The sequence below is a fragment of the Mycolicibacterium smegmatis genome, from assembly GCF_001457595.1.
GTDB lineage: Bacteria > Actinomycetota > Actinomycetes > Mycobacteriales > Mycobacteriaceae > Mycobacterium > Mycobacterium smegmatis.
On record NZ_LN831039.1, the window covers coordinates 5914791 to 5933533 of the forward strand.

Here is an 18743-nt window from a genome sequence, read left to right on the forward strand (position 1 = left end):
GTTGGGATCGGGTCCATGAGATCGCGGTACCTGCCCTATGCCAGCAGACCGGGCCGATTGCTCGCACAGTTGTTCAGCGATGTGGCGGTGATCCTGTGGACCGCGATATGGGTGCTGGTGGGCATGGCCGTGCACTCCGCGGTGTCGACGATCGCCGAGGTCGGGCGGCAGGTGGAGACCGGAGCCAACGGTGTGTCGGAAAACCTCAGCTCAGCCGGGGACAGCACCGACAACGTGCCGCTGATCGGCGACACGCTGAGCAAGCCGCTGCGCGCGGCCAGTGACGCGGCTCTCGACATCGCGGGCGCCGGGCACAACCTCGACTCCACCGCGAGTTGGCTCGCGTGGGTGCTCGCGCTGGCCGTCGCCGCCGCGCCCATCCTGTTCGTCGCCATGCCCTGGCTGTATCTGCGCGTGCGATTCTTCCGGCGCAAGTGGACCGCGATCACGCTGGCGTCCACGGCCGCGGGAGAACAGTTGCTCGCGTTGCGAGCCCTGGCCAACCGGCCGCTGAGCAAGCTCACCGCGGTCTCCGACGACCCGGTCGGCGCCTTCCAGCGCCAGGATCAGGCCGCGATCCGCGGGCTCGCGGCCCTCGAACTGCGTTCGGCGGGCATGCGCCTGCGCCGCATCCCGTGATTTGTGGAGTTTTTCCGTCGCTGAGCGCACGAAAAACTCCACAAATCGCTGGGGTGGAACCGGTTGAGGGGCTGGGACCGTCCAATGCTTTGTGATCGACGACTATCTGCGTGACCACGACGGCGTGATCACCCTTGCGCAGGCACGCGAGGCAGGCCTGAGCGAGAACTCCGTGCGGCGCAGGGTTCGGTCGGGGCGCTGGCTTCGCTGTTCGCGCGGCGTCTACTTCGCCACGGACCGTCCCTTCACCGATCAGGCCCGTATCCGTGTCGGCGTGTGGTCGTACGGTCCTCAGGCGACCGCGAGCGGGTTGGCTGCCGCGTGGTGGCTCGGCGTCACGAAGTATGCGCCCGAGATCGTCGAAGTGACCGCACCGCGTTCGAGTCGCCTGCAACACCGCCCGGGCACCAGGCTGCGCCGCCGGGATCTGTGGCCCACCGACGTCGTGGAGCGCAACGGTCTGCGGGTGACGACGCTGCCACTGACCGTGGTGGAGGCGGCCGCGCGACGGGGTGGCGGCGCCAAGCTCATGGACTCAGCCCTTCAACGCCACGTCGAACTGCGTGAACTGTGGCGAGTCCACCTGCGCAACACGGGCAGGCATGGTTCACCCGCCGCGCGCCGGCTGTTGATCGCGGCCGACGACGGTGCCCGCTCGGCCGCCGAGCGCCTCCTGGTGAAGCTGCTGAAGGATGCCCGGATCATCGGCTGGAAGGCCAATCACCGCGTGGGCCGGTTCGTGGTGGACGTGGCGTTCCCCGCGGTGAAGGTCGCCATCGAGGCCGACGGCTGGGCGTTCCACAGTGATCAGGCGGACTTCCAGCACGACCGCATCAAGCAGAACGAGTTGACCTTGATGGGCTGGCTGCCGTTGCGGTTCACGTGGCTGGACCTCACCGAGTACCCGCAACGTGTGATCGCCGAGATCCGCTTCGCTATCGACTCCCGGACAGCCGCCGCAGCCACCTCGTATACGAGTGCCGCACGGTGACCGTGCCCATGCGCACCCGGCCCCGCACGACGAGGTGCAGATGCTCCGACGGCGGACTGGAGCGCACCTTGAGTGTGGCGTTGCCGGCGACCGGATGAACCCCGTTGAGATCGGCCGTGGCGTTGCCCGGCACGATCAGGGTGGTGGTACTGCAGTAGTCGTCGATCTCGATGTGCACCACGCGCCCGGGAAGAACCGCGGACGTGAAATCCAGCGTGGTGTTGCACATCCTGGTGACGAGCCGCAGAGTCGGGGCGACGGTCCACTGCCCGCGGCGCTCGATGGTCGACATCCAGCTGCGCAGTTCCTCGGGTCGCCGCTGCACCGTGGGCGCCATGGGCGCCGTCGGGTCCGGCAGGTCCGCGAGGACGGCGTTGAGTTCCCCACGGGTGCGCGCGGCCAGGGCGATGTCGACGCGCTCGGTGAACTCGTCGAGCGTGAGCATGCCTGCCCCGACGGCACGTTCGAGGGCGTGCCTGACCTGGGTGCGTTCGGCATCCGAGACTCGCAGATTGTCACCTGAGACCGGGTCCATGTTCCCCAAGGGTAGGTGACTCAGCGGGGCACCCGCGTTGCCACGGCCATCAGCCACGCGGCAAACGCGATACCGAAGAACACCTGCGACACCACAACCAGTGGATGCCAACCGGTTTCGCCCGCGACGGCAAACGATGCGGCGGAGTACATGCCGAGCGGGAACACCGCGGGCCAGTTGTTGAGCTGCCGCCAGCCCGTGAGTGCCAACGGCACGATCTGCACCGAAGCGACGCCCAGCGTGACCACGGTGACCGCGAGCACGGCGTCGGCGATCGGGCCAGGGTGCAGCGTGGAGTGGATGTGCTCGCCGGCCAGGGTCGCGATCGCCGCGGCGCCCATCAGGATCCAGTGATCGGCGGGCACGTTGCGCCGCGTCTCGGGTTCGACGAGGCCCCGCCACGCGACCAGACCGGTCATCACCACGTACACGCACATCGCCAGCACCCACAGAGACATCGCCGCGAAGAGGTTTCCGCCGGCCATGAAGACGATCGCCAGCCCGGATGTCGCGACGCTGGCCAGTTCCCACAGGCCGCGGGCACGATCACGCATGCCGGTCAGGCCCAACCGCCGCATGCGGCGAATGACCATCGGCGCCAGCGACACCCAGCCCGCCGTCGCGAGCGGGCCGAACACCCAGACGCTCCACCCGTATTCGTGCAACCGCGCGGTGAGCACGGCACACGCGGCCACGTAGGTGTACAACGACATCACGATGTCGATGTCACCGATGTCGAATGTTCGCCACCGCGCCGCGGTCAGGTACATCAGCACCGGCAGCGCGAGCAACGCCAGCACCGCGAGCGGGGCACTGATCACGCCGAGGTGGTGGTCGGCCGCGGCGATGGACACGATGCCGGTGGCCATGACCACCGCGAACACATTGGGTTTCACGCGTCGAACTCGACCACCAGGTGGCGGATCCCGGTATGGCGGTTGCTGCGCGTCCACTCGACGGGTTTGACCAGACGCGCCGCCGAGAACCGGCGCAGCAGTTCCTCGAACAGCACCCGCAACTCCAGGCGTGCGAGGTTGGCGCCCAGGCAGTAGTGCACACCCTGACCGAAACCCAGGTGCGGATTGGGTTTTCGTGTGATGTCGAAGACGTCGGGATCGGTGAAGACCAGCGGATCCCGGTTCGCCGAGCCCTCCCAGATCTGCACCTTGTCGCCCGCGGCGATCCGGCAGCCACCCAGTTCGACATCGCGTGTCGCGGTGCGGCGCTTCGACGGTGACGGCGACGTCCAGCGCACCATCTCCTCGACCGCGGTGGGCAGCAACGCGAGATCCGCGCGTAGCAAAGCCATTTGCGACGGATGCTCGATGAGCGCGAGCAGCCCTCCTGCCACGGCGTTGCGGGTGGTCTCGGCACCCGCGCTGAACAGCAGGCTGAAGAACAGATACAACTCCAGGTCGGACAACTCGGCATCATGAGCGTTCGCCACGACCGACAGCATGTCGTCGGTCGGCGCCGCTCGTTTGGCGGCGATCAGTTCCATGCCGTAGCGGTACATGCGGTTACCGGCCTCTTCGGGTGTCAACTGCCCCACCGAGGCCGTGCGGGAACCGGAGAAGTCGAACTGCGGCTCGATCGCGTGAAACAGCCAATGACGTTCGGATTCCGGCACTCCCAGCAGGATGCAGATCATCTGCATGGGCAGTTCCGCGGCCACCTCCACCAGGAAGTCCAGCGGCACGCCGGGTTCGACGGCGTCGAGCAGGCGCCGCGCGCGGACCCGCAGGTCCTCTTCCACGCGCGCGATCATGCGCGGGGTCAGCCCTGAGCTCACCAGGCGCCGGATCTGGGCGTGGCGCGGATCGTCCATCATGTTGAGCACCTGCCCGGCGATGGCCAGGTCCTGCAACAGGGTCCCGCCGTAGGGCCGTGACCCGCCGGTCACCGACGAGAACGTCACCGGATCACGAAGCACGGCAAGGGTTTCTGCGTACGTCGCGACCGACCAGAAGCCCTCGCCGTCCGGCGTGTGCTCGGTGGGTTCGTGCCAGTACACGGGTGCCTCACGCCGGTGGGCCTCGAACAGCGCGTGAGGAAACCCGTCGGCGAAGTTGTCGAGGTCGGTGAGGTCGGCCCGCATCAGATCACAATATTGCTCACAAGATCGCGCCCGAGGTGTATTTCGCCGCTTCCGGATAACGGCTCACCAGTTCACCGACGGCTGCGACGACACCGTCCACCTGATCGCCTGCCGCGCCCGTGAAAGCCTGCTTGTCCTCCAGCGCGGCCTCAAGGGCCACCTTGTCCAGCGGCAGGCGCGGATCGCCCGCCAGGCGGTCGATGAGGTCGGGTTCCCTGCCCTGCTCGCGCATCGCGAGCGCCACCGCGACGGCGTGTTCCTTGATGACCTCGTGGGCGGCCTCGCGTCCGACACCCGCGCGCACCGCGGCCATGAGGATGCGGGTGGTGGCCAAAAACGGCAGGTAGCGGTCGAGTTCGCGCTGGATGACCGCCGGGTAGGCACCGAACTCGTCGAGCACCGTCAGGAACGTCTCGGTCTGCCCGTCGATCGCGAAGAACGCGTCGGGCAGTGCGACGCGGCGCACCACCGAGCAGAACACGTCGCCCTCGTTCCACTGCGCACCGGCGAGTTCGGCGGCCATCGACGCGTATCCGCGCAGGACCACCTGCAACCCGTTGACGCGCTCACATGAGCGGGTGTTCATCTTGTGCGGCATGGCCGACGACCCCACCTGCCCGGGCGCGAAGCCCTCGGTGACCAGTTCGTGGCCCGCCATCAGGCGGATGGTGTGTGCCATCGACGACGGGCCTGCGCCGAACTGCACCAGCGCCGAGAGCACGTCGTGATCGAGCGAACGCGGGTAGACCTGGCCGACACTGGTGAAAACCTCGGTGAACCCGAGGAATTCGGCGACGCGGCGCTCAAGGTCGGCGAGTTTGCCCACGTCGCCGCCGAACAGGTCGAGCATGTCCTGCGCGGTGCCCATGGGGCCCTTGACGCCGCGCAGTGGGTAGCGGTCGATCAGCTCGCGCAGCCGGGTCAACGCCACCAGGGTTTCCTCGGCGGCCGACGCGAATCGCTTGCCCAGCGTCGTGGCCTGGGCCGCGACGTTGTGGCTGCGGCCTGCCATCACGAGGTCGCGGTAGACGACGGCGCGCTCGGCCAGGCGGGCCACCACGGCGACGCCGTGGGAGAACACCAGCTCGAGCGACTGGCGGATCTGCAGTTGCTCGACGTTCTCGGTGAGGTCGCGGCTCGTCATGCCCTTGTGCACGTGCTCGTGCCCGGCCAGCGCGTTGAACTCCTCGATGCGCGCCTTGACGTCGTGGCGGGTGACGCGTTCACGCGCGGCGATCGACTCCAGGTCGACGTTCTCCAGCACCCGCTCATAGTCCTCGACGACGCCGTCTGGCACGGCCACCCCCAGTTCGGCCTGGGCACGCAGAACGGCCAGCCACAACCGCCGTTCCGCGATGATCTTGGCTTCCGGCGACCAGATGGCAACCATCTCGTCGCTTGCGTAGCGGTTGGCCAGAACATTCGGAATCGTCACGAACACACAGCTTAGGCGTTGATAAGGCAGGCTGGAGACATGCACCACCCCCCGTACTTCGTGGGCATCGACCTCGCCTGGGGAGAACGCAAGCCCACGGGCGTCGCGGTCGTCGACACCGACGGCAGGCTGGTCCACCTGTCGGCGGCCACGGACGACGACAGCATCATCGCCGCACTCGCGCCGTTCACCGGCGCCGAGTGTGTGGCCGGTATCGACGCCCCGCTGATCGTCACCAACCCGACCGGCAACCGCCCCGCCGAGGCCGCGTTGAACAGGGACTTCCGGCCGTTCGAGGCCGGTGCGCACCCGTCGAACACCGGTAAGCCCGAGTTCGCGGGCACCCCGCGCGGCGCGCGGCTGGCCGAGGCGCTCGACCTCGATCTTGACCCACGCTCGGAGCGGCCGCGCCGTGCGCTCGAGGTCTATCCGCACGCCGCGTCGGTCGCGCTGTTCCGGCTGGGCCGGACGCTGAAGTACAAGGCCAAGCCGGGCCGCAGCTTCGAACAGCTGCGCTCGGAGCTGTTGCGGCTGATGGAGCTGATCGCGGGCCTGCGCCACGCCGACGTCCCGCTCGACGTGTCGGCCAGCGAACAGTGGCGGCAGCTGTACTCCGCGGTGGAGGGCGCCTCGACCAAGAGTGAGCTGCGCCGCGCCGAGGATCCCGTGGACGCGGTGTTGTGCGCGTACATCGCGCTGTACGCCGCCCGCAGGCCCGACGACATCACGATCTACGGCGACACCGAGACCGGGTACATCCTGACCCCGACGCTGCCGCAGGATCTGATGCCGCACTCGGCGCTGCCTCCCGCGGTCGCCGAGTACGCGGCCCGGCGCCCGGCGCTGGTCCATGCCACGGCGCGCTATCACGACCTCGTGACGGGTCTGCTCGACGACGCGGGCATCAACTACCTGAGCATCACCTCGCGCACCAAGACCGTCGAGTCGTTCGCGGAGAAGGCCGTGCGCACCGCGGGCGGTGAGCCGCTGTACACCGACCCGCTCGTGGAGATCACCGATCAGGTGGGGCTGCGGGTCATCACATATCTACGTGAGGACGTCGACGCGGTGGCCAATCTGCTGGCCGACGAGATGCGTCTGCTCGACGACCGGGACATGGGCGCCGAGACCGCGCGTGAGGGTCGCTGGGGTTACGCCAGCAGGCACCTGCTGGTCGGCATGGAGGGCGAACAGCAGCCCGCGTCGATCCAGGTGCGCACGGTGCTGCAGCACGCGTGGGCCGAGTTCGAGCACGACGTGCGCTACAAGGGTTCCATCCCGGCCGCGCACGTCACCGAACTGGATCGCCGGTTCACGCTGGCCGCGGGTCTGCTGGAGCTGGCCGACCGGGAGTTCTCCGAGATCCGGAACCGGTTGCGCACCACCATGACCGAGGAGGAGACCGAGTTCTCACCGGACTCGCGTATCCCCAGTCCGGTGCTCGCGACGTACCTGGGCAACCGGTTCGACGATGCCGGCTGGTCGCGCACCGACCACTACGGCTGGATCTCGGGTCTGCTGCTCGAGCTCGGCATCACCTCGCTGGACGCGCTGACGGCCGTGCTGGACTCGGTCGACACCGACGAGATCAACCGGCTGATGGACTACCGCTACCCGCCGGGTGCGGTGCGCCGCCTCGATGACGCGCTGCTTGCAGTCTTCGGCGACCGCTACCTCGACCTGCAGGGCAACGCGCATCGGGTTGCCTTGTTGCGCAACCGGTTCGAGAAGCTGCAGGCCTAGGGTGCGTCGGTCAGATGCGTCGGGTCGATCTGGGCCTTGCTGCTGATGCCGAGCCTGCGGTTGATGATCGTCGTGATCCCGAACAGCACGATTCCGATCGCGATCAGGATGCCCGCCAGGATGTACTGCTGCGCCGGGCGTCCTGAGAACGGCAGCACCAGGTAGGTCGACGCGATGAACCCGATGACGGGCAGCACCGTCGGGGTCTTGAAGTGCGTGCCCTTCTCCCGCAGGTCACGACGCAGCACCAGCACCGCGATGTTGACCACCGCGAACACCGCGAGCAGCAGCAGCGACGTCGTGCCGCCCAGCACCGCGATGGCGCTGCTGTTGGCGAACGCCGACACGTAGAAGATCAGGCCGAACGCGATCAGCGTCGTGAACAGGATCGCCACCCATGGGGTGAGCCGGCGCGGATGCACGCTCCCCAGCACGGGCGGAAGCACGCGCTGCCGCGCCATGCCGTAGATCAGGCGGCTCGCCATGAGCATGTTGATGAGCGCGGTGTTCGACACCGCGAACATCGAGATGAACGGCAGGATGGTCTCGATCGGCAGTCCGGGTGCGCCGGCCTTGACCACCTCGACGAGCGGGGTCTCGCTGCCGGCCAGGACTCCGACGGGCACCAGTGCCACCGCGACGATCGACACCACGACGTACACCAGGCCCGCGATGCCCAGACCCGTCAGCAGCATCTTGGGGAAGATCCGCACGGGATCCTTGGTCTCCTCGGCCATGTTGACCGAGTCCTCGAACCCGACCATCGCGAAGAACGCGAGCGACGTCGCGGTGGAGACCGCGAGGAAAACGCCCTTGTCGGACGGGGTGTCGAACGCGACGACGCGCGAGAAGTCGATGTCCGCGCTGCCGCCGGTGAACGCCCACAACCCGACCAGGATCACCAGCGCCAGGCCGGTGATCTCGATGAACGTGAGGAAGACGTTGAGCTTGACGCTCTCGCTGACGCCGCGGAAGTTGACCGCGGCGATCAACGCCATGAACAGCAGTGCCAGCACCACCACTCCGGCCTTACCCCAGTCGAGGTGCAGGCCCGTGAAGAAGTTGGCCGCGAAGAACCGCGAAGCCGTTGAGGCCGACGTGATTCCGGAACACATCACGATGAACGCCACCAGGAACGTGACGAAGTGGATGCCGAAAGCCTTGTGCGCGTAGAGCGCAGCGCCCGCGGCCTGCGGGTACTTGGTCACCAGCTCCAGATAGCTGAACGCGGTCACCGTCGCGACGAGAAACGCCACCAGGAAGGGGAGCCAGGCCGCACCGCCGACCTCTTTGGCGACCTGACCGGTGAGGGCGTAGACGCCGGTGCCGAGGATGTCTCCGACGACGAACAACAACAAGAGGCCGGGGCCCATGACCCGCCGCAATTGCGGCTGCTCTTCGACCATTTCGGGATTCGTCATTCCCCCTCCTCCACTCCCGTCAGACCCGCACCGCCCTGTCGTCGACGGGGGCGAGCACGTCGATCACGTCGATCAGCGTCGCGCGGGCGCTGGCCCTCGGCCCGTCCCCCTCGTCCACCAGTGATGCCACCACGGCCCCGTCGACGGCGCACACCAGGGCGGTGACGAGTTCGGCCCGCACCGAGCGACCCGATCTCTCCACCGCCTCGACGACTGCGTCGGTGCGCTGTTGCAGTATGCGCCGTTGGATGTCGCGCAGGCCTGGTTGACGCGCGCATGCGATGTAGCGTTCGTAACGGGAGATGAGTTCCTCGGTCACGCGTGCGCCCGGTTCGTCCCCGACCAACAGGTCGACGAGGATCTCGGCGGTCGACTCGGCGCCGCGCCGCCGCCGGGACAGCGAGGCGACGCTTTCGCGGAGCTGGTTCGCCTCACGCATGCCGATGTACTCGACGGCCTTGGCGATGAGGTCGTCGAGGGATGAGAAATAGTACGTCGTCGACGCGAGCGGCAAACCCGCCCGCCGCGCCACCGCGCGGTGGCGCACAGCGTCGAAGCCGCCCTCGCACAGCAATTCTGCGGCCGCCCTGATGAGGGCGTACCGCCGACGCTCGCCTTTGGGAGTGACCGCTGCCGTCACGTTTAGCATGCTGCCAGTAAGCCCCGACTCACATCGGGCTTTTGACCAATCATCAGTCTTTACTCAGGTTTGCGCGTCGCACGGCGCCGTCGGTTGCCCGTCGCGACGATGGCAAGATGGCCGGCATGCCAACGTTGAGCCGTCGCGCCGTACTGCGTCTCGGCGTCGGTGCGGCCGCGGGCGCGGCAGGCGCCGTCGCGTTCGGAGTCGCCGCGACCGCGACGCCGGGTCAGCCCGCTCCGCAAACACCACCGGCACCGCAGGCACCACCTGTCCCCTTGGAACCTCCTGCCACGGCAGCACCCACCTACGTGACGGGTTCGTTCGTGTCCGCGGCGCGCGGCGGCGTCGCCACCAACTGGGCCATCGCGCGGCCACCAGGACAGACCGCGCCGCTGCGACCGGTCATCGCACTGCACGGCAAGGGACAGGACGCCGCGGGCGTGATGGCGGGCGGCGTCGAGCAGGGTCTCGCCGAAGCCGTCGCCGCGGGCCTGCCCCCGTTCGCTGTCGTCGCCGTCGACGGTGGCGGGAGCTATTGGCACAAGCGCGCATCCGGCGAGGATTCCGGCGCCATGGTGCTCGACGAGTTGATCCCGATGCTCGGCGAGCAAGGTCTCGACACGTCGCGGGTGGGCTTCCTCGGCTGGTCGATGGGCGGGTACGGCGCGTTGCTGCTCGGCTCACGCCTGGGCCCGGCGCGCACCGCGGCGATCTGCGCGGTGAGCCCGGCGCTGTGGACCTCGCCGGGCGCGGCGGCGCCAGGGGCGTTCGACAACGCCGAGGACTACAACGCGAACAGCGTGTGGGGGCAACCCGCGCTGGCGTCGATCCCGCTCCGGATCGATTGCGGCACCAGCGATCCCTTCTACGCGGCGACCCGGCAGTTCATCGCGCAACTGCCGAACGCGCCCGCGGGCGGGTTCTCACCCGGCGGCCACAACGGCGAGTTCTGGAGCGCACAGTTACCCGGCGAGCTGACCTGGATGGCCCCGCTGCTGGTTGCCTAGCGACGTCAGACGGAGATCCGGCCCTCGGCGGCTGCCAGGCCGATGTCGGAGCGGAAGTGGCTGCCCGGCAATCGGATCGACTTGGCCAACCCGTAGGCGGCCTCGCGTGCGGCGGACAGGTCGGCGCCCGTGCCGACGACCGAGAGCACGCGCCCGCCCGATGAGACCACCGCGCCGTCGTCGCGGCGCGCGGTGCCCGCGTGCAGCACACCGTCGGCGTCGGCACCGTGGATCGGGTCACCCACACGGGGACGTCCCGGGTAGTTCTCGGCGGCGACGACGATCGTGACGGCATATCCGTCGTGCCACTGCAGTTCGCCGAACGACGCGAGTTCACCGGTCGCGGCCGCGCGCAGCAACTGCCCCAGCGGGGATTCGAGCAGCGCGAGCACGGCCTGCGTCTCGGGATCGCCGAAACGGCAGTTGAATTCGACGACCGCGGGCCCGTTGGACGTGATCGCGAGGCCGGCATAGAGCAGGCCCGAGAACGAGCTGCCACGCCTGACGAGTTCTGCCGCAACGGGTTTGACGATATCGTCGACGATCTGCGTGGTCACCGAATCGGGCAGCCAGGGCAGCGGCGCGTAGGCGCCCATGCCGCCCGTGTTGGGTCCGGAGTCGTTGTCGCCGACGCGCTTGAAATCCTGTGCGGGCAGCAGCGGCACCACCGTCTCGCCGTCGACCACACAGAACAGCGAGACCTCGGGACCGTCGAGGAACGACTCGAGGAGCACGGGATGTCCCGAGTCGAGCAGGCTCGCCGCGTGCGCGCGGGCCGCGTCGCGGTCGGCGGTGACCACCACACCCTTGCCCGCGGCCAGCCCGTCGTCCTTGACCACCCAGGCGGCCTGCCCGGCGGGCGGACCGAACCGGTCCAGCGCGGCGTCCAGATGACCCGGGTTGTCGACGACCTCGGAGGTCGCGGTGCGCACCCCGGCGGCGGACATGACGTCCTTGGCGAATGCCTTGGAACCCTCGATGCGTGCGGCGTCCTTGGTGGGGCCGAAGCAGGCGATGCCGGCTTCGCGGACGGCGTCGGCGACACCGAGGACCAGGGGCACCTCGGGGCCGATCACGACCAGGTCGGCGCCGATGCGTTGCGCGAGCTTGACCACGGCCTCACCGGAGGTGACGTCGACGTCGTACTGGTCGGCGATCGACGAGGTCCCCGCGTTGCCGGGAGCCACGGCCAGCCCCTCGACTTCGGGGTCTCTTCGCAGAGCCAGGAGCAGGGCATGTTCACGGGCACCGGATCCGATTACGAGGACGCGCACGATCCTCAAGACTAGCCCCAAGATCCGGGCATACACTTCGCGCTTTGATGTATGGTCTGAAGAAGCGTGTTCGACGTCACACGAGGGGATGATCCGGCTTGACGACCATGAACACCTGCCAGTTCGGCAACGGGTACGACTTCACCGATCCGGACGTCCTGTTCCGCGGTATCCCGGTCGAGGAATTCGCCGTGCTGCGCAAGACCGCGCCGGTGTGGTGGAACCAGCAGGGCGAGTCGATATTCGACGACGGCGGCTACTGGGTGATCAGCCGCCACGAGGACATCAAGACCATCTCGCGTGACGGCGGAGAAGTGTGGTCCACCAACGCGAAAGGCGCGGTCATGCGCCTGCCCGACGGCGTGACCGCCGAGCAGCTCGACCTCACGAAGGCGTTGCTCATCAACCACGACGCACCAGAGCACACGCGGCTGCGCAAGCTCGTGTCGCGGTTGTTCACGCCACGCTCGGTGGCCGCGCTGGAGGAGAAACTCGCGGTCGCCGCACACGACATCGTCGCCGAGGCCAAGGCCGAGGGCAGTGGCAATTTCGTCGAGGACATCGCGATGAAGCTCCCGCTGCTGGCGATCGCCGACCTGATCGGCGTGCCCGAGGCGGACCGCGAGAAGATCTTCGCCTGGTCCAACGCGATCATCAACACCGACGACCCGGATTTCGACTCCGACCCCACCGTGGCCAACGCCGAATTGATGGGCTACGCGTACACCATGGCCGAGGAGCGCAGACGGTGCCCGGCCGACGACATCGTGACGCGCCTGGTGCAGGCCGACGTCAGCGGTGAGTCGCTCGGGGAAGTGGAGTTCGCGTTCTTCGTGATCCTGTTGGCCGTCGCGGGTAACGAGACCACGCGCAACGCCATCACACACGGCATGAACGCGTTCTTCGAAAACCCGGACCAGTGGGAGCTTTTCAAGCGTGAGCGCCCGATCACGGCGGTCGACGAGATCGTCCGGTGGGCCACGCCCGTGCACTGTTTCCAGCGCACGGCCGTCGTCGACACCGAGATCGGCGGCGTACCGATCAAGGCGGGTCAGCGCGCCGGGCTGTTCTACAGTTCGGCCAACTACGACGAGGACGTGTTCGACGACCCGTTCCGCTTCGACATCCTGCGCGACCCCAACCCGCATCTGGGCTTCGGCGGCAACGGCGCGCACTACTGCATCGGCGCCAACCTGGCCCGCATGGAGATCCGGCTGATGTTCGACGAGATCGCCGACCAGATCCCCGACATCACCAAAGTGGGCGAACCGCAACGGCTCCGGTCGGGGTGGATCAACGGCGTCAAGGACCTGCAGGTCTCCTACCGCGGGTGACCAGCGGGGCTGATCTACTATTCGCGCATGCGAACGCACGGGTGGTCCGGGTCGGCGCCCGCCACCGACGAGGAGGCGATCGCCCGCATCCTGGCCGCGGCGGGCAAGGCCATCGACGAGCGCGGGGCCGACTTCAGCATCGCCGACGTGGCCCGCACGCTCGGTGTCACCCGCCAGACCGTGTACCGCTATTTCCCCAGCACCGACGCGCTGCTGGTGGCCGCGGCCGTGCACGCCGCGAGCGGTTTCCTCGACCGGCTCGCCGCTCATCTGGGCGGCATCACCGATCCCGTGGAGGCCGTCACCGAGGCGATCGCCACGGCGCTGGAATGGGTGCCGCAGGACAAACACCTCGGCCTGCTCATCTCCCCCGGCCGCGCCGACGCCCACACCGAATCCGTCACCTCCGACGTCGCGGTCGACTTCGCGCGCGCCATGTTGCGCAAGTTCGACGTCGACTGGGCGGGCCTGGGGTTCGGCGACGACGATCTCGACGAACTGGCCGAGCACCTGCTGCGGATCATCCAGTCGTTCATCATCGATCCGGGCCGCCCGCCGCGCACGGGTGCGACGCTACGGAGTTATCTGCGCCGCTGGGTCGGTGCCGCGGTGAAGCCGGCCCAGGCGTCAGTACAGTCGCCGCGAGTGTGAATCCTCAGCGAGAAAATCGTCGATTTCTCGCAGAGGCTTCACACTCGCGAACCGGTGCCCTCACACCACGGTCAGCGGCAGCGACCTGCGCGGCTGGAACTCGAACGACGCGCCGCCGCTGATCTTGGCGACCGCAACCTCACCGAACTCCTTTGCCGCCGTCGCGGTTTCGACTATGCGGGCGGACCAGTGCTCGTCGGTGCCGACAACCTCTACGTCGAGGTGAGGATCGACGGCGGCGACGACGGCCTGCAGCGGCCGGGTCTCGGCGGGCCCGGTCAGCGCGATCCACGCGCGGTCCTCGTGTGCCGCGGACCGCTGGACCGACACGGTGTCCGGCCCGAACTCCGCGCTCACATAGGCGGCCGGGTTGAACATCGGATGCAGCTCGAGCACGCGTACCGCGCCCTCGATGCCGCCGGGCAGATCCAGTGCGCGGTGGATCCTCTCGGCCCCGAGCCCGGCCACACCGATGAGCTGTTTGGTGCAGATCTCGGTGGCCAGCGCGGTGTCGGCGCCGGCACGCGCACCGACGGCGAGCGCGAACGACAGGTTCAGCAGGTGCATCTGCAGGCACACCTCGTCGGCGATGCGCACGAGCGCCGAGTGTGAGAACGCCGAGAAGTCCAGATCCGATACGAGCGGGCCCGAATAGTCGGCCTGCCCCTCATCGTCGGGATCGATCGGGTCGAGTTCAAGTTGCGCGGCGCGGGTGCGGCCGATCACGTCGAGCGCCGGGATGAAGTCGACCTCCGGGAAGGACTCGTCGATGGTGACGGTCCACGCGCAGTGCGGATGCCGGTCGGCGGGGGTGCGCGGAGGCCGGTGGATGGGCCGCACCCGGCACCTGCGGTTGGTGGCCAGGGCCGTGGCGTCGAACGTGGGGTCCTCGATGTCGTGGCACATGCCGCGCACGTACTCGTCCCCCATGGGTTCGACGTCGAGCAGCGCACCGCAGTGGTCGAGGTGGAATTCGCCGTGCCACCGGTCGTGGACCGTGTAGCGGAAATCCATGAACTGCGGCGGCGCACCGATGTCGAGCTGCATGCCCTTGAAGATCGTGATGACGTCGACGCCCTCGTAGCCCAGCGCGCGTTGCATGCGCTTGGTGTAGATGGGGCTCGACGCCGCCCACTCCTCGATCGCGATCTGCACCATCTCTTCGCGGCCGAAATTGCTGATGCACCAGGCCATCCCGGAACGGTCGATCATCTGGCCCATGAGCAGCAGCTCGGGGACCAGGGTCGCCAGTTCGTCGCGCGTGAGCCGGGCGAACCTACTTGTCATCGAGTTTGCTTCCCGAATGCATCTTGACCGCGGCGTTGACGTTGGCTCGCCTTTTTTCGGCCGCGTCCTCCCGTTCCCCCTTCTCCGCGGCCTTCTTCCGGTTGCGCGCGACCTTACTGACCGCGCCGTCGAGCTTGGAACCCAACGGGAACCCGAGGTAGTGCGTCAGGAACACCGCCACCTCCTTGAGTTCGTCGACCGTGAACTCCTCGTTGTGCAGCGCGGCGTTCACCTGGATCTCGGCGAGATCGGAATTGCCGACGGCCGTGACGGATGCGAGTGTGAGCAGGCGCTTCTCACGCATCGACAGACCCTCACGGGTCCAGATGGTGCCGAACAGGTGGTCGACGGTGAGATCGAAGTACGGGTCGCCTTCGATGTTGGGCATCTCCCAGCCGTAGACCTCGTTCATCTTCTCGAGGCCCTTGCGGCGCAGTTCGTCCATCGTCACTCCTGCTCCTTCGAATGCGGTACACCGAGTCCGTCGGCGAGGCGTTCCAGCGCGATGTGCGCCAGCGGAAGCTCCACGCCCACCGACTCTCCCAGCCCGAGCGCGAGCGTCAGGTCCTTTTCGGCGAGCCCGCGGGTGTGGACGAACATGTCGTACAGCCAGTGGTCGGGGGTCAGCGGTTTGGTGTCGTCACGCACGATGATCGCGCCGGGCCCGCCGCTCTGCGCATCGCTGTGCCGGACCACGCGACCGAGCTTCTGCAGGTCGATACCCGCGGCCTCGGCCAGTTTCATGGCCTCACACGATGCCGCGAAACCGATGAACGTCAGCATGTTCCTGGCCAGCTTCATGCGCGTGCCCGCCCCGGGTTCACCGGCCCGCACCACCAGCGACGCCCACTTCTTGAACACGGGCTTGACCGCGGCGTACGCATCGTCGTCGGCGCCCACCATCACCGCCAGCTCACCCTTGTCGGCCGCGCCCGCTCCGCCGCTGACCGGGGCATCGACGATGTGGATGCCCTTGGGCCGCAACTGCTCGGCGAGTTCGGGTGCGGTACCGGGTTCGATGGTCGAGTGGATCGCGACGACCGTTCCGGGTTTCGCGTGTTCGGCCAACTGCCCGACCACGTCGCGGACCTGCGCATCGTTGAGCACCGTGACGCTGATGACGTCGGCTGTCGCCACTGCGGCGACGCTGTCCGCGGCTTCCGCGCCCAGTTCCACCAACGGCGCCATCGCCTCGGCCCGCACGTCGAACACCGTGAGCCCGCCCGGCCAGTCGGCCAGACGTTTCGCCATCGGTGCGCCCTGGTTGCCCAGACCGATGTAGCCGAGCTTCACCCCGCTCATGAGCGGATGACCTGGCCACCGTCGACGTTGAAGATCTGGCCGGTGATCCACCTGGCCTGATCGCTGAGCAAGAACAGGCACATGCCCACCAGATCCTCTGGTTGCCCCATGCGCGACAACGGGATTCCCTTGACGATGTCGTCCACCATCTCTTTGGGCGTGGTGGTGCGGTTGGCCTCGGTGTCGATGGGTCCGGGTGCGATCGCGTTGATGCGGATGTTCTGCCCGCCCAGCTCACGCGACAGCTGCTGTGTGAGGCCGTTGATGCCGACCTTGGCCAGGCCGTAGAAGTTCGAGTACAGCCACGCCGCGGTCGAGGACTGGTTGACGATCGCGCCACCGCCGCGCTTGGCCATCTTGCGGTACACCGCGCGTGTGCACACCAGCGCGCCGTCGAGGTTCACGCTCATGAACTTCTTGTAGTAGTCCCAGTCGACCGTGAGCAGGAAGTCGAGTTTCATACCGCCGAAGATCGCGGCGTTGTTCACCAGGTAGTCGATACCGCCGAACTCCGAGAGCGTCTGTGCGGCCATATCCTTGGCCGAGTCGATGTCGGAGACGTCGACACGCACCGCGAGCGCGTTGCCACCCTCACCCAAGATCGCGTCGGCGACCTTCTGCGCGCCTTCGAGGTTGATGTCGGCGACCACCACCGCGGCGCCCTCACGTGCGAGCGCCTCGGCGTAGGCCTGGCCGATGCCACCGCCGGCGCCGGTGACGATGGCCACCTTGTCCTCGAAGTTGGTGCCGTACTGTCCCATTGCGGTTCTCCTTAACCAGCCAGCGTGGCGATGAGTTTGATCTCGGTGTATTCCTCGAAGCCGGCCAGGCCCATCTCCCTGCCGACACCGGATTGCTTGTAGCCGCCGAACGGTGCGTCGGCCGAGTACCAGGTACCGCCGTTGACGTTGACGGTGCCGACGCGCATGCGCGACGCCACGGCCTGTGCGCGGGCGTCGTCGCCGCTGAACACGGTGCCGGACAAGCCGTACGGCGAATCGTTGGCGATGCGCACGGCGTCGTCGTCGCCGTCGTGGGCGATCACGGTGAGCACCGGACCGAAGATCTCCTCGCGCGCGACGCGGGCGTTGTTGTCCAGGCCCGCGATCACCGTGGGTTCGATCCAGAAGCCCTTGTCCATGTCGGCGGGACGTCCACCGCCGCACGCGAACCGCCCGCCCTCCTTGATCGCGAGATCGAGGTAGGACTGCACGCGGTCACGCTGGCGCGCCGAGATCACCGGCCCGCACACCGTGCGCTTGCTGGTGGGATCGCCGGGCTTGATCGAACCCAGTGTGCCCGCGGCGATCTCGACGGCCTCGTCGTAGCGGGCGCGGGGCACCACCAGGCGCGTCGTGATCGCGCAGCCCTGCCCGGCGTGCATCGCGACGGTGAACGCCGCCATGGAGCACGCACCGGTCAGATCGGCGTCGTCGAGCACCAGGAACGCGGACTTGCCGCCGAGTTCCAAAAACACCTTCTTGATGGTCAGCGCGGCGTCGGTCATCACCGCACGGCCCGTGGCGGTGGAACCGGTGAACGAAACCATGTCCACGCGCGGGTCTTTCGACAACAGGGCGCCGACGGAGTGGTCGCTCGACGTGACGATGTTGATCACGCCGGGCGGGAAATCGGTGTGCTCGGTGATGATCTGGCCCAGCACCGCAGCCGCCCACGGCGTGTCGGGGGCCGGTTTGAGGACCAGCGTGTTGCCCGCCGCGAGCGCCGGGCCGACCTTGGCCAGGTTGATCTGGTGCGGGAAGTTCCACGGCGTGATGGCGCCGACGACACCGACGGCCTCGCGGGCGATGACCCGGTCGGTGGGGATGCCCTGCGGTGTCGCATGTCCGAGATCGGTGCGCCACGGATAGTTCTCGGCGGTGTCGGCCGAGAACGCGAGATCGTCGATGGGCCCCTCCAACTGGGCGCCCGAGGTGAGCATGCGCGGCGCGCCGACCTCGGCGATCGTCAGGTCCCGCAACTCCTCGACATGCTCGCGCAGCGCGTCGCGCAGCTGCCGGATGCAGCGCACGCGCAGTTCGGTGTCGGTCGACCAGTCGGTGTCGTCGAATGCGCGGCGGGCGGCCTCGATGGCATCTCCCATGTCCTCGGCCGTCGCGTCGGCGGCCACACCGAGCACCTCCTCGGTGGCCGGGTTGACGGTGTCGAACACGCCTTTCCGGCCTGCGACGAGTTTGCCGTCGATGAGCAGTTGACTCTGGCGATCGGCCAGTAGCGGCATCGCTGAACTCCACTTCGCAATCCTGGACAGCTGTCTGGCTGTCTGGTTCCGAACCATAGCCCCAGCCCGAGGCAAGCCGCAAGAGTGAGCGGAGTCCACAGCGCTCTCGACGCGAAATATGGCCTTGAACTGCGGATTACG

Annotated in this window: 18 protein-coding genes; 6 read left to right on the top strand and 12 right to left on the bottom strand. The window is 67.9% G+C overall.

Annotation, left to right across the window (positions count from 1 at the left end; genetic code table 11):
- The first annotated feature begins 15 nt into the window (after nucleotides 1-15).
- Together AT701_RS28570 and AT701_RS28575 are read left to right on the top strand one after the other, a co-directional pair.
- A complete protein-coding gene (locus AT701_RS28570; RefSeq protein WP_011730838.1) occupies nucleotides 16-639 on the top strand; it encodes a hypothetical protein in 624 nt (207 codons plus the stop codon).
- Nucleotides 640-730: 91 nt separating this feature from the next.
- Complete coding sequence (locus AT701_RS28575; protein ID WP_058127048.1) at nucleotides 731-1630, top strand: type IV toxin-antitoxin system AbiEi family antitoxin domain-containing protein; 900 nt, start codon at nucleotides 731-733, stop codon at nucleotides 1628-1630.
- Here the strand turns inward: AT701_RS28575 and AT701_RS28580 are convergent.
- The 4 genes from AT701_RS28580 to purB are packed head-to-tail and all read right to left on the bottom strand — an operon-like array spanning nucleotide 1575 to nucleotide 5698.
- On the bottom strand, nucleotides 1575-2165 hold the full coding sequence (locus AT701_RS28580) for a DUF1707 SHOCT-like domain-containing protein (RefSeq protein ID WP_014878469.1): 591 nt from the start codon (nucleotides 2163-2165) through the stop codon (nucleotides 1575-1577). The genes AT701_RS28575 and AT701_RS28580 overlap by 56 nt on opposite strands.
- 20 nt (nucleotides 2166-2185) lie before the next feature.
- Complete coding sequence (locus AT701_RS28585; RefSeq protein ID WP_459564468.1) at nucleotides 2186-3061, bottom strand: tellurite resistance/C4-dicarboxylate transporter family protein; 876 nt, start codon at nucleotides 3059-3061, stop codon at nucleotides 2186-2188.
- Nucleotides 3058-4263, bottom strand: coding sequence for a cytochrome P450 (locus AT701_RS28590; RefSeq protein WP_058127050.1), 1206 nt, complete (start codon nucleotides 4261-4263; stop codon nucleotides 3058-3060). The genes AT701_RS28585 and AT701_RS28590 overlap by 4 nt, the downstream gene beginning before the upstream one ends.
- A gap of 16 nt (nucleotides 4264-4279) precedes the next feature.
- Nucleotides 4280-5698 carry an adenylosuccinate lyase gene (gene purB / locus AT701_RS28595; RefSeq protein WP_014878470.1) on the bottom strand — a complete coding sequence of 473 codons (1419 nt, stop codon included), beginning with the start codon at nucleotides 5696-5698 and terminating at the stop codon, nucleotides 4280-4282.
- A 39-nt stretch (nucleotides 5699-5737) separates the two neighbouring features.
- Here purB and relZ point away from each other — a divergent pair, with 39 nt between their 5' ends.
- A complete protein-coding gene (relZ, locus tag AT701_RS28600) occupies nucleotides 5738-7441 on the top strand; it encodes a bifunctional ribonuclease/(p)ppGpp synthase (protein WP_058127051.1) in 1704 nt (567 codons plus the stop codon).
- On the opposite strand, the gene AT701_RS28605 is transcribed toward relZ, so the two are convergent.
- Nucleotides 7438-8862, bottom strand: a complete 1425-nt coding sequence (locus AT701_RS28605) for an APC family permease (RefSeq protein WP_003897250.1) — start codon at nucleotides 8860-8862, stop codon at nucleotides 7438-7440. The two genes, relZ and AT701_RS28605, sit on opposite strands and share 4 nt — an antisense overlap.
- Nucleotides 8863-8881: 19 nt before the next feature.
- Nucleotides 8882-9511: a TetR/AcrR family transcriptional regulator gene (locus AT701_RS28610; RefSeq protein WP_014878471.1), complete on the bottom strand. Its 630-nt coding sequence runs from the start codon at nucleotides 9509-9511 to the stop codon at nucleotides 8882-8884.
- A 107-nt stretch (nucleotides 9512-9618) separates the two neighbouring features.
- Between AT701_RS28610 and AT701_RS28615 the strand changes: the two genes are divergently transcribed.
- Nucleotides 9619-10512 (top strand): alpha/beta hydrolase, encoded by an 894-nt coding sequence (locus AT701_RS28615; RefSeq protein WP_011730845.1) that lies wholly within the window; start codon nucleotides 9619-9621, stop codon nucleotides 10510-10512.
- 5 nt (nucleotides 10513-10517) lie between these two features.
- On the opposite strand, the gene purD is transcribed toward AT701_RS28615, so the two are convergent.
- Nucleotides 10518-11786, bottom strand: a complete 1269-nt coding sequence (purD, locus tag AT701_RS28620; RefSeq protein ID WP_058127052.1) for a phosphoribosylamine--glycine ligase — start codon at nucleotides 11784-11786, stop codon at nucleotides 10518-10520.
- Between the two features lie 107 nt (nucleotides 11787-11893).
- On the opposite strand from purD, the gene AT701_RS28625 reads away from it, so the two are divergent.
- Nucleotides 11894-13120 (top strand): cytochrome P450, encoded by a 1227-nt coding sequence (locus AT701_RS28625; protein WP_058127053.1) that lies wholly within the window; start codon nucleotides 11894-11896, stop codon nucleotides 13118-13120.
- Nucleotides 13121-13147: 27 nt separating this feature from the next.
- Nucleotides 13148-13771: a TetR/AcrR family transcriptional regulator gene (locus AT701_RS28630; protein WP_058127054.1), complete on the top strand. Its 624-nt coding sequence runs from the start codon at nucleotides 13148-13150 to the stop codon at nucleotides 13769-13771.
- A 60-nt stretch (nucleotides 13772-13831) separates the two neighbouring features.
- Here the strand turns inward: AT701_RS28630 and AT701_RS28635 are convergent, their stop codons facing one another.
- The 5 genes from AT701_RS28635 to AT701_RS28655 are packed head-to-tail and all read right to left on the bottom strand — an operon-like array spanning nucleotide 13832 to nucleotide 18602.
- Nucleotides 13832-15058: a hypothetical protein gene (locus AT701_RS28635; RefSeq protein WP_058127055.1), complete on the bottom strand. Its 1227-nt coding sequence runs from the start codon at nucleotides 15056-15058 to the stop codon at nucleotides 13832-13834.
- Nucleotides 15048-15503, bottom strand: a complete 456-nt coding sequence (locus AT701_RS28640) for a carboxymuconolactone decarboxylase family protein (protein WP_058127056.1) — start codon at nucleotides 15501-15503, stop codon at nucleotides 15048-15050. Before AT701_RS28640 ends, AT701_RS28635 begins: the two co-directional genes overlap by 11 nt.
- A gap of 2 nt (nucleotides 15504-15505) precedes the next feature.
- Nucleotides 15506-16360: an NAD(P)-dependent oxidoreductase gene (locus tag AT701_RS28645; RefSeq protein ID WP_011730850.1), complete on the bottom strand. Its 855-nt coding sequence runs from the start codon at nucleotides 16358-16360 to the stop codon at nucleotides 15506-15508.
- Entirely contained in the window at nucleotides 16357-17121 is a 765-nt protein-coding gene (locus tag AT701_RS28650; RefSeq protein ID WP_003897259.1) for an SDR family oxidoreductase, read from the bottom strand. Before AT701_RS28650 ends, AT701_RS28645 begins: the two co-directional genes overlap by 4 nt.
- An 11-nt stretch (nucleotides 17122-17132) precedes the next feature.
- On the bottom strand, nucleotides 17133-18602 hold the full coding sequence (locus tag AT701_RS28655) for an aldehyde dehydrogenase (protein ID WP_058127057.1): 1470 nt from the start codon (nucleotides 18600-18602) through the stop codon (nucleotides 17133-17135).
- Between the last annotated feature and the right edge of the window lie 141 nt (nucleotides 18603-18743).

Coding starts and splice junctions, on each gene's coding strand:
- AT701_RS28570 (WP_011730838.1), top strand. CDS start 16: ATGAGATCGCGGTACCTGCCCTATGCCAGCAGACCGGGCCGATTGCTC.
- AT701_RS28580 (WP_014878469.1), bottom strand. CDS start 2,165: ATGGACCCGGTCTCAGGTGACAATCTGCGAGTCTCGGATGCCGAACGC.
- AT701_RS28590 (WP_058127050.1), bottom strand. CDS start 4,263: ATGCGGGCCGACCTCACCGACCTCGACAACTTCGCCGACGGGTTTCCT.
- relZ (WP_058127051.1), top strand. CDS start 5,738: ATGCACCACCCCCCGTACTTCGTGGGCATCGACCTCGCCTGGGGAGAA.
- AT701_RS28605 (WP_003897250.1), bottom strand. CDS start 8,862: ATGACGAATCCCGAAATGGTCGAAGAGCAGCCGCAATTGCGGCGGGTC.
- AT701_RS28610 (WP_014878471.1), bottom strand. CDS start 9,511: ATGCTAAACGTGACGGCAGCGGTCACTCCCAAAGGCGAGCGTCGGCGG.
- AT701_RS28615 (WP_011730845.1), top strand. CDS start 9,619: ATGGCCGGCATGCCAACGTTGAGCCGTCGCGCCGTACTGCGTCTCGGC.
- AT701_RS28625 (WP_058127053.1), top strand. CDS start 11,894: ATGAACACCTGCCAGTTCGGCAACGGGTACGACTTCACCGATCCGGAC.
- AT701_RS28630 (WP_058127054.1), top strand. CDS start 13,148: ATGCGAACGCACGGGTGGTCCGGGTCGGCGCCCGCCACCGACGAGGAG.
- AT701_RS28635 (WP_058127055.1), bottom strand. CDS start 15,058: ATGACAAGTAGGTTCGCCCGGCTCACGCGCGACGAACTGGCGACCCTG.
- AT701_RS28640 (WP_058127056.1), bottom strand. CDS start 15,503: ATGGACGAACTGCGCCGCAAGGGCCTCGAGAAGATGAACGAGGTCTAC.
- AT701_RS28645 (WP_011730850.1), bottom strand. CDS start 16,360: ATGAGCGGGGTGAAGCTCGGCTACATCGGTCTGGGCAACCAGGGCGCA.
- AT701_RS28650 (WP_003897259.1), bottom strand. CDS start 17,121: ATGGGACAGTACGGCACCAACTTCGAGGACAAGGTGGCCATCGTCACC.
- AT701_RS28655 (WP_058127057.1), bottom strand. CDS start 18,602: ATGCCGCTACTGGCCGATCGCCAGAGTCAACTGCTCATCGACGGCAAA.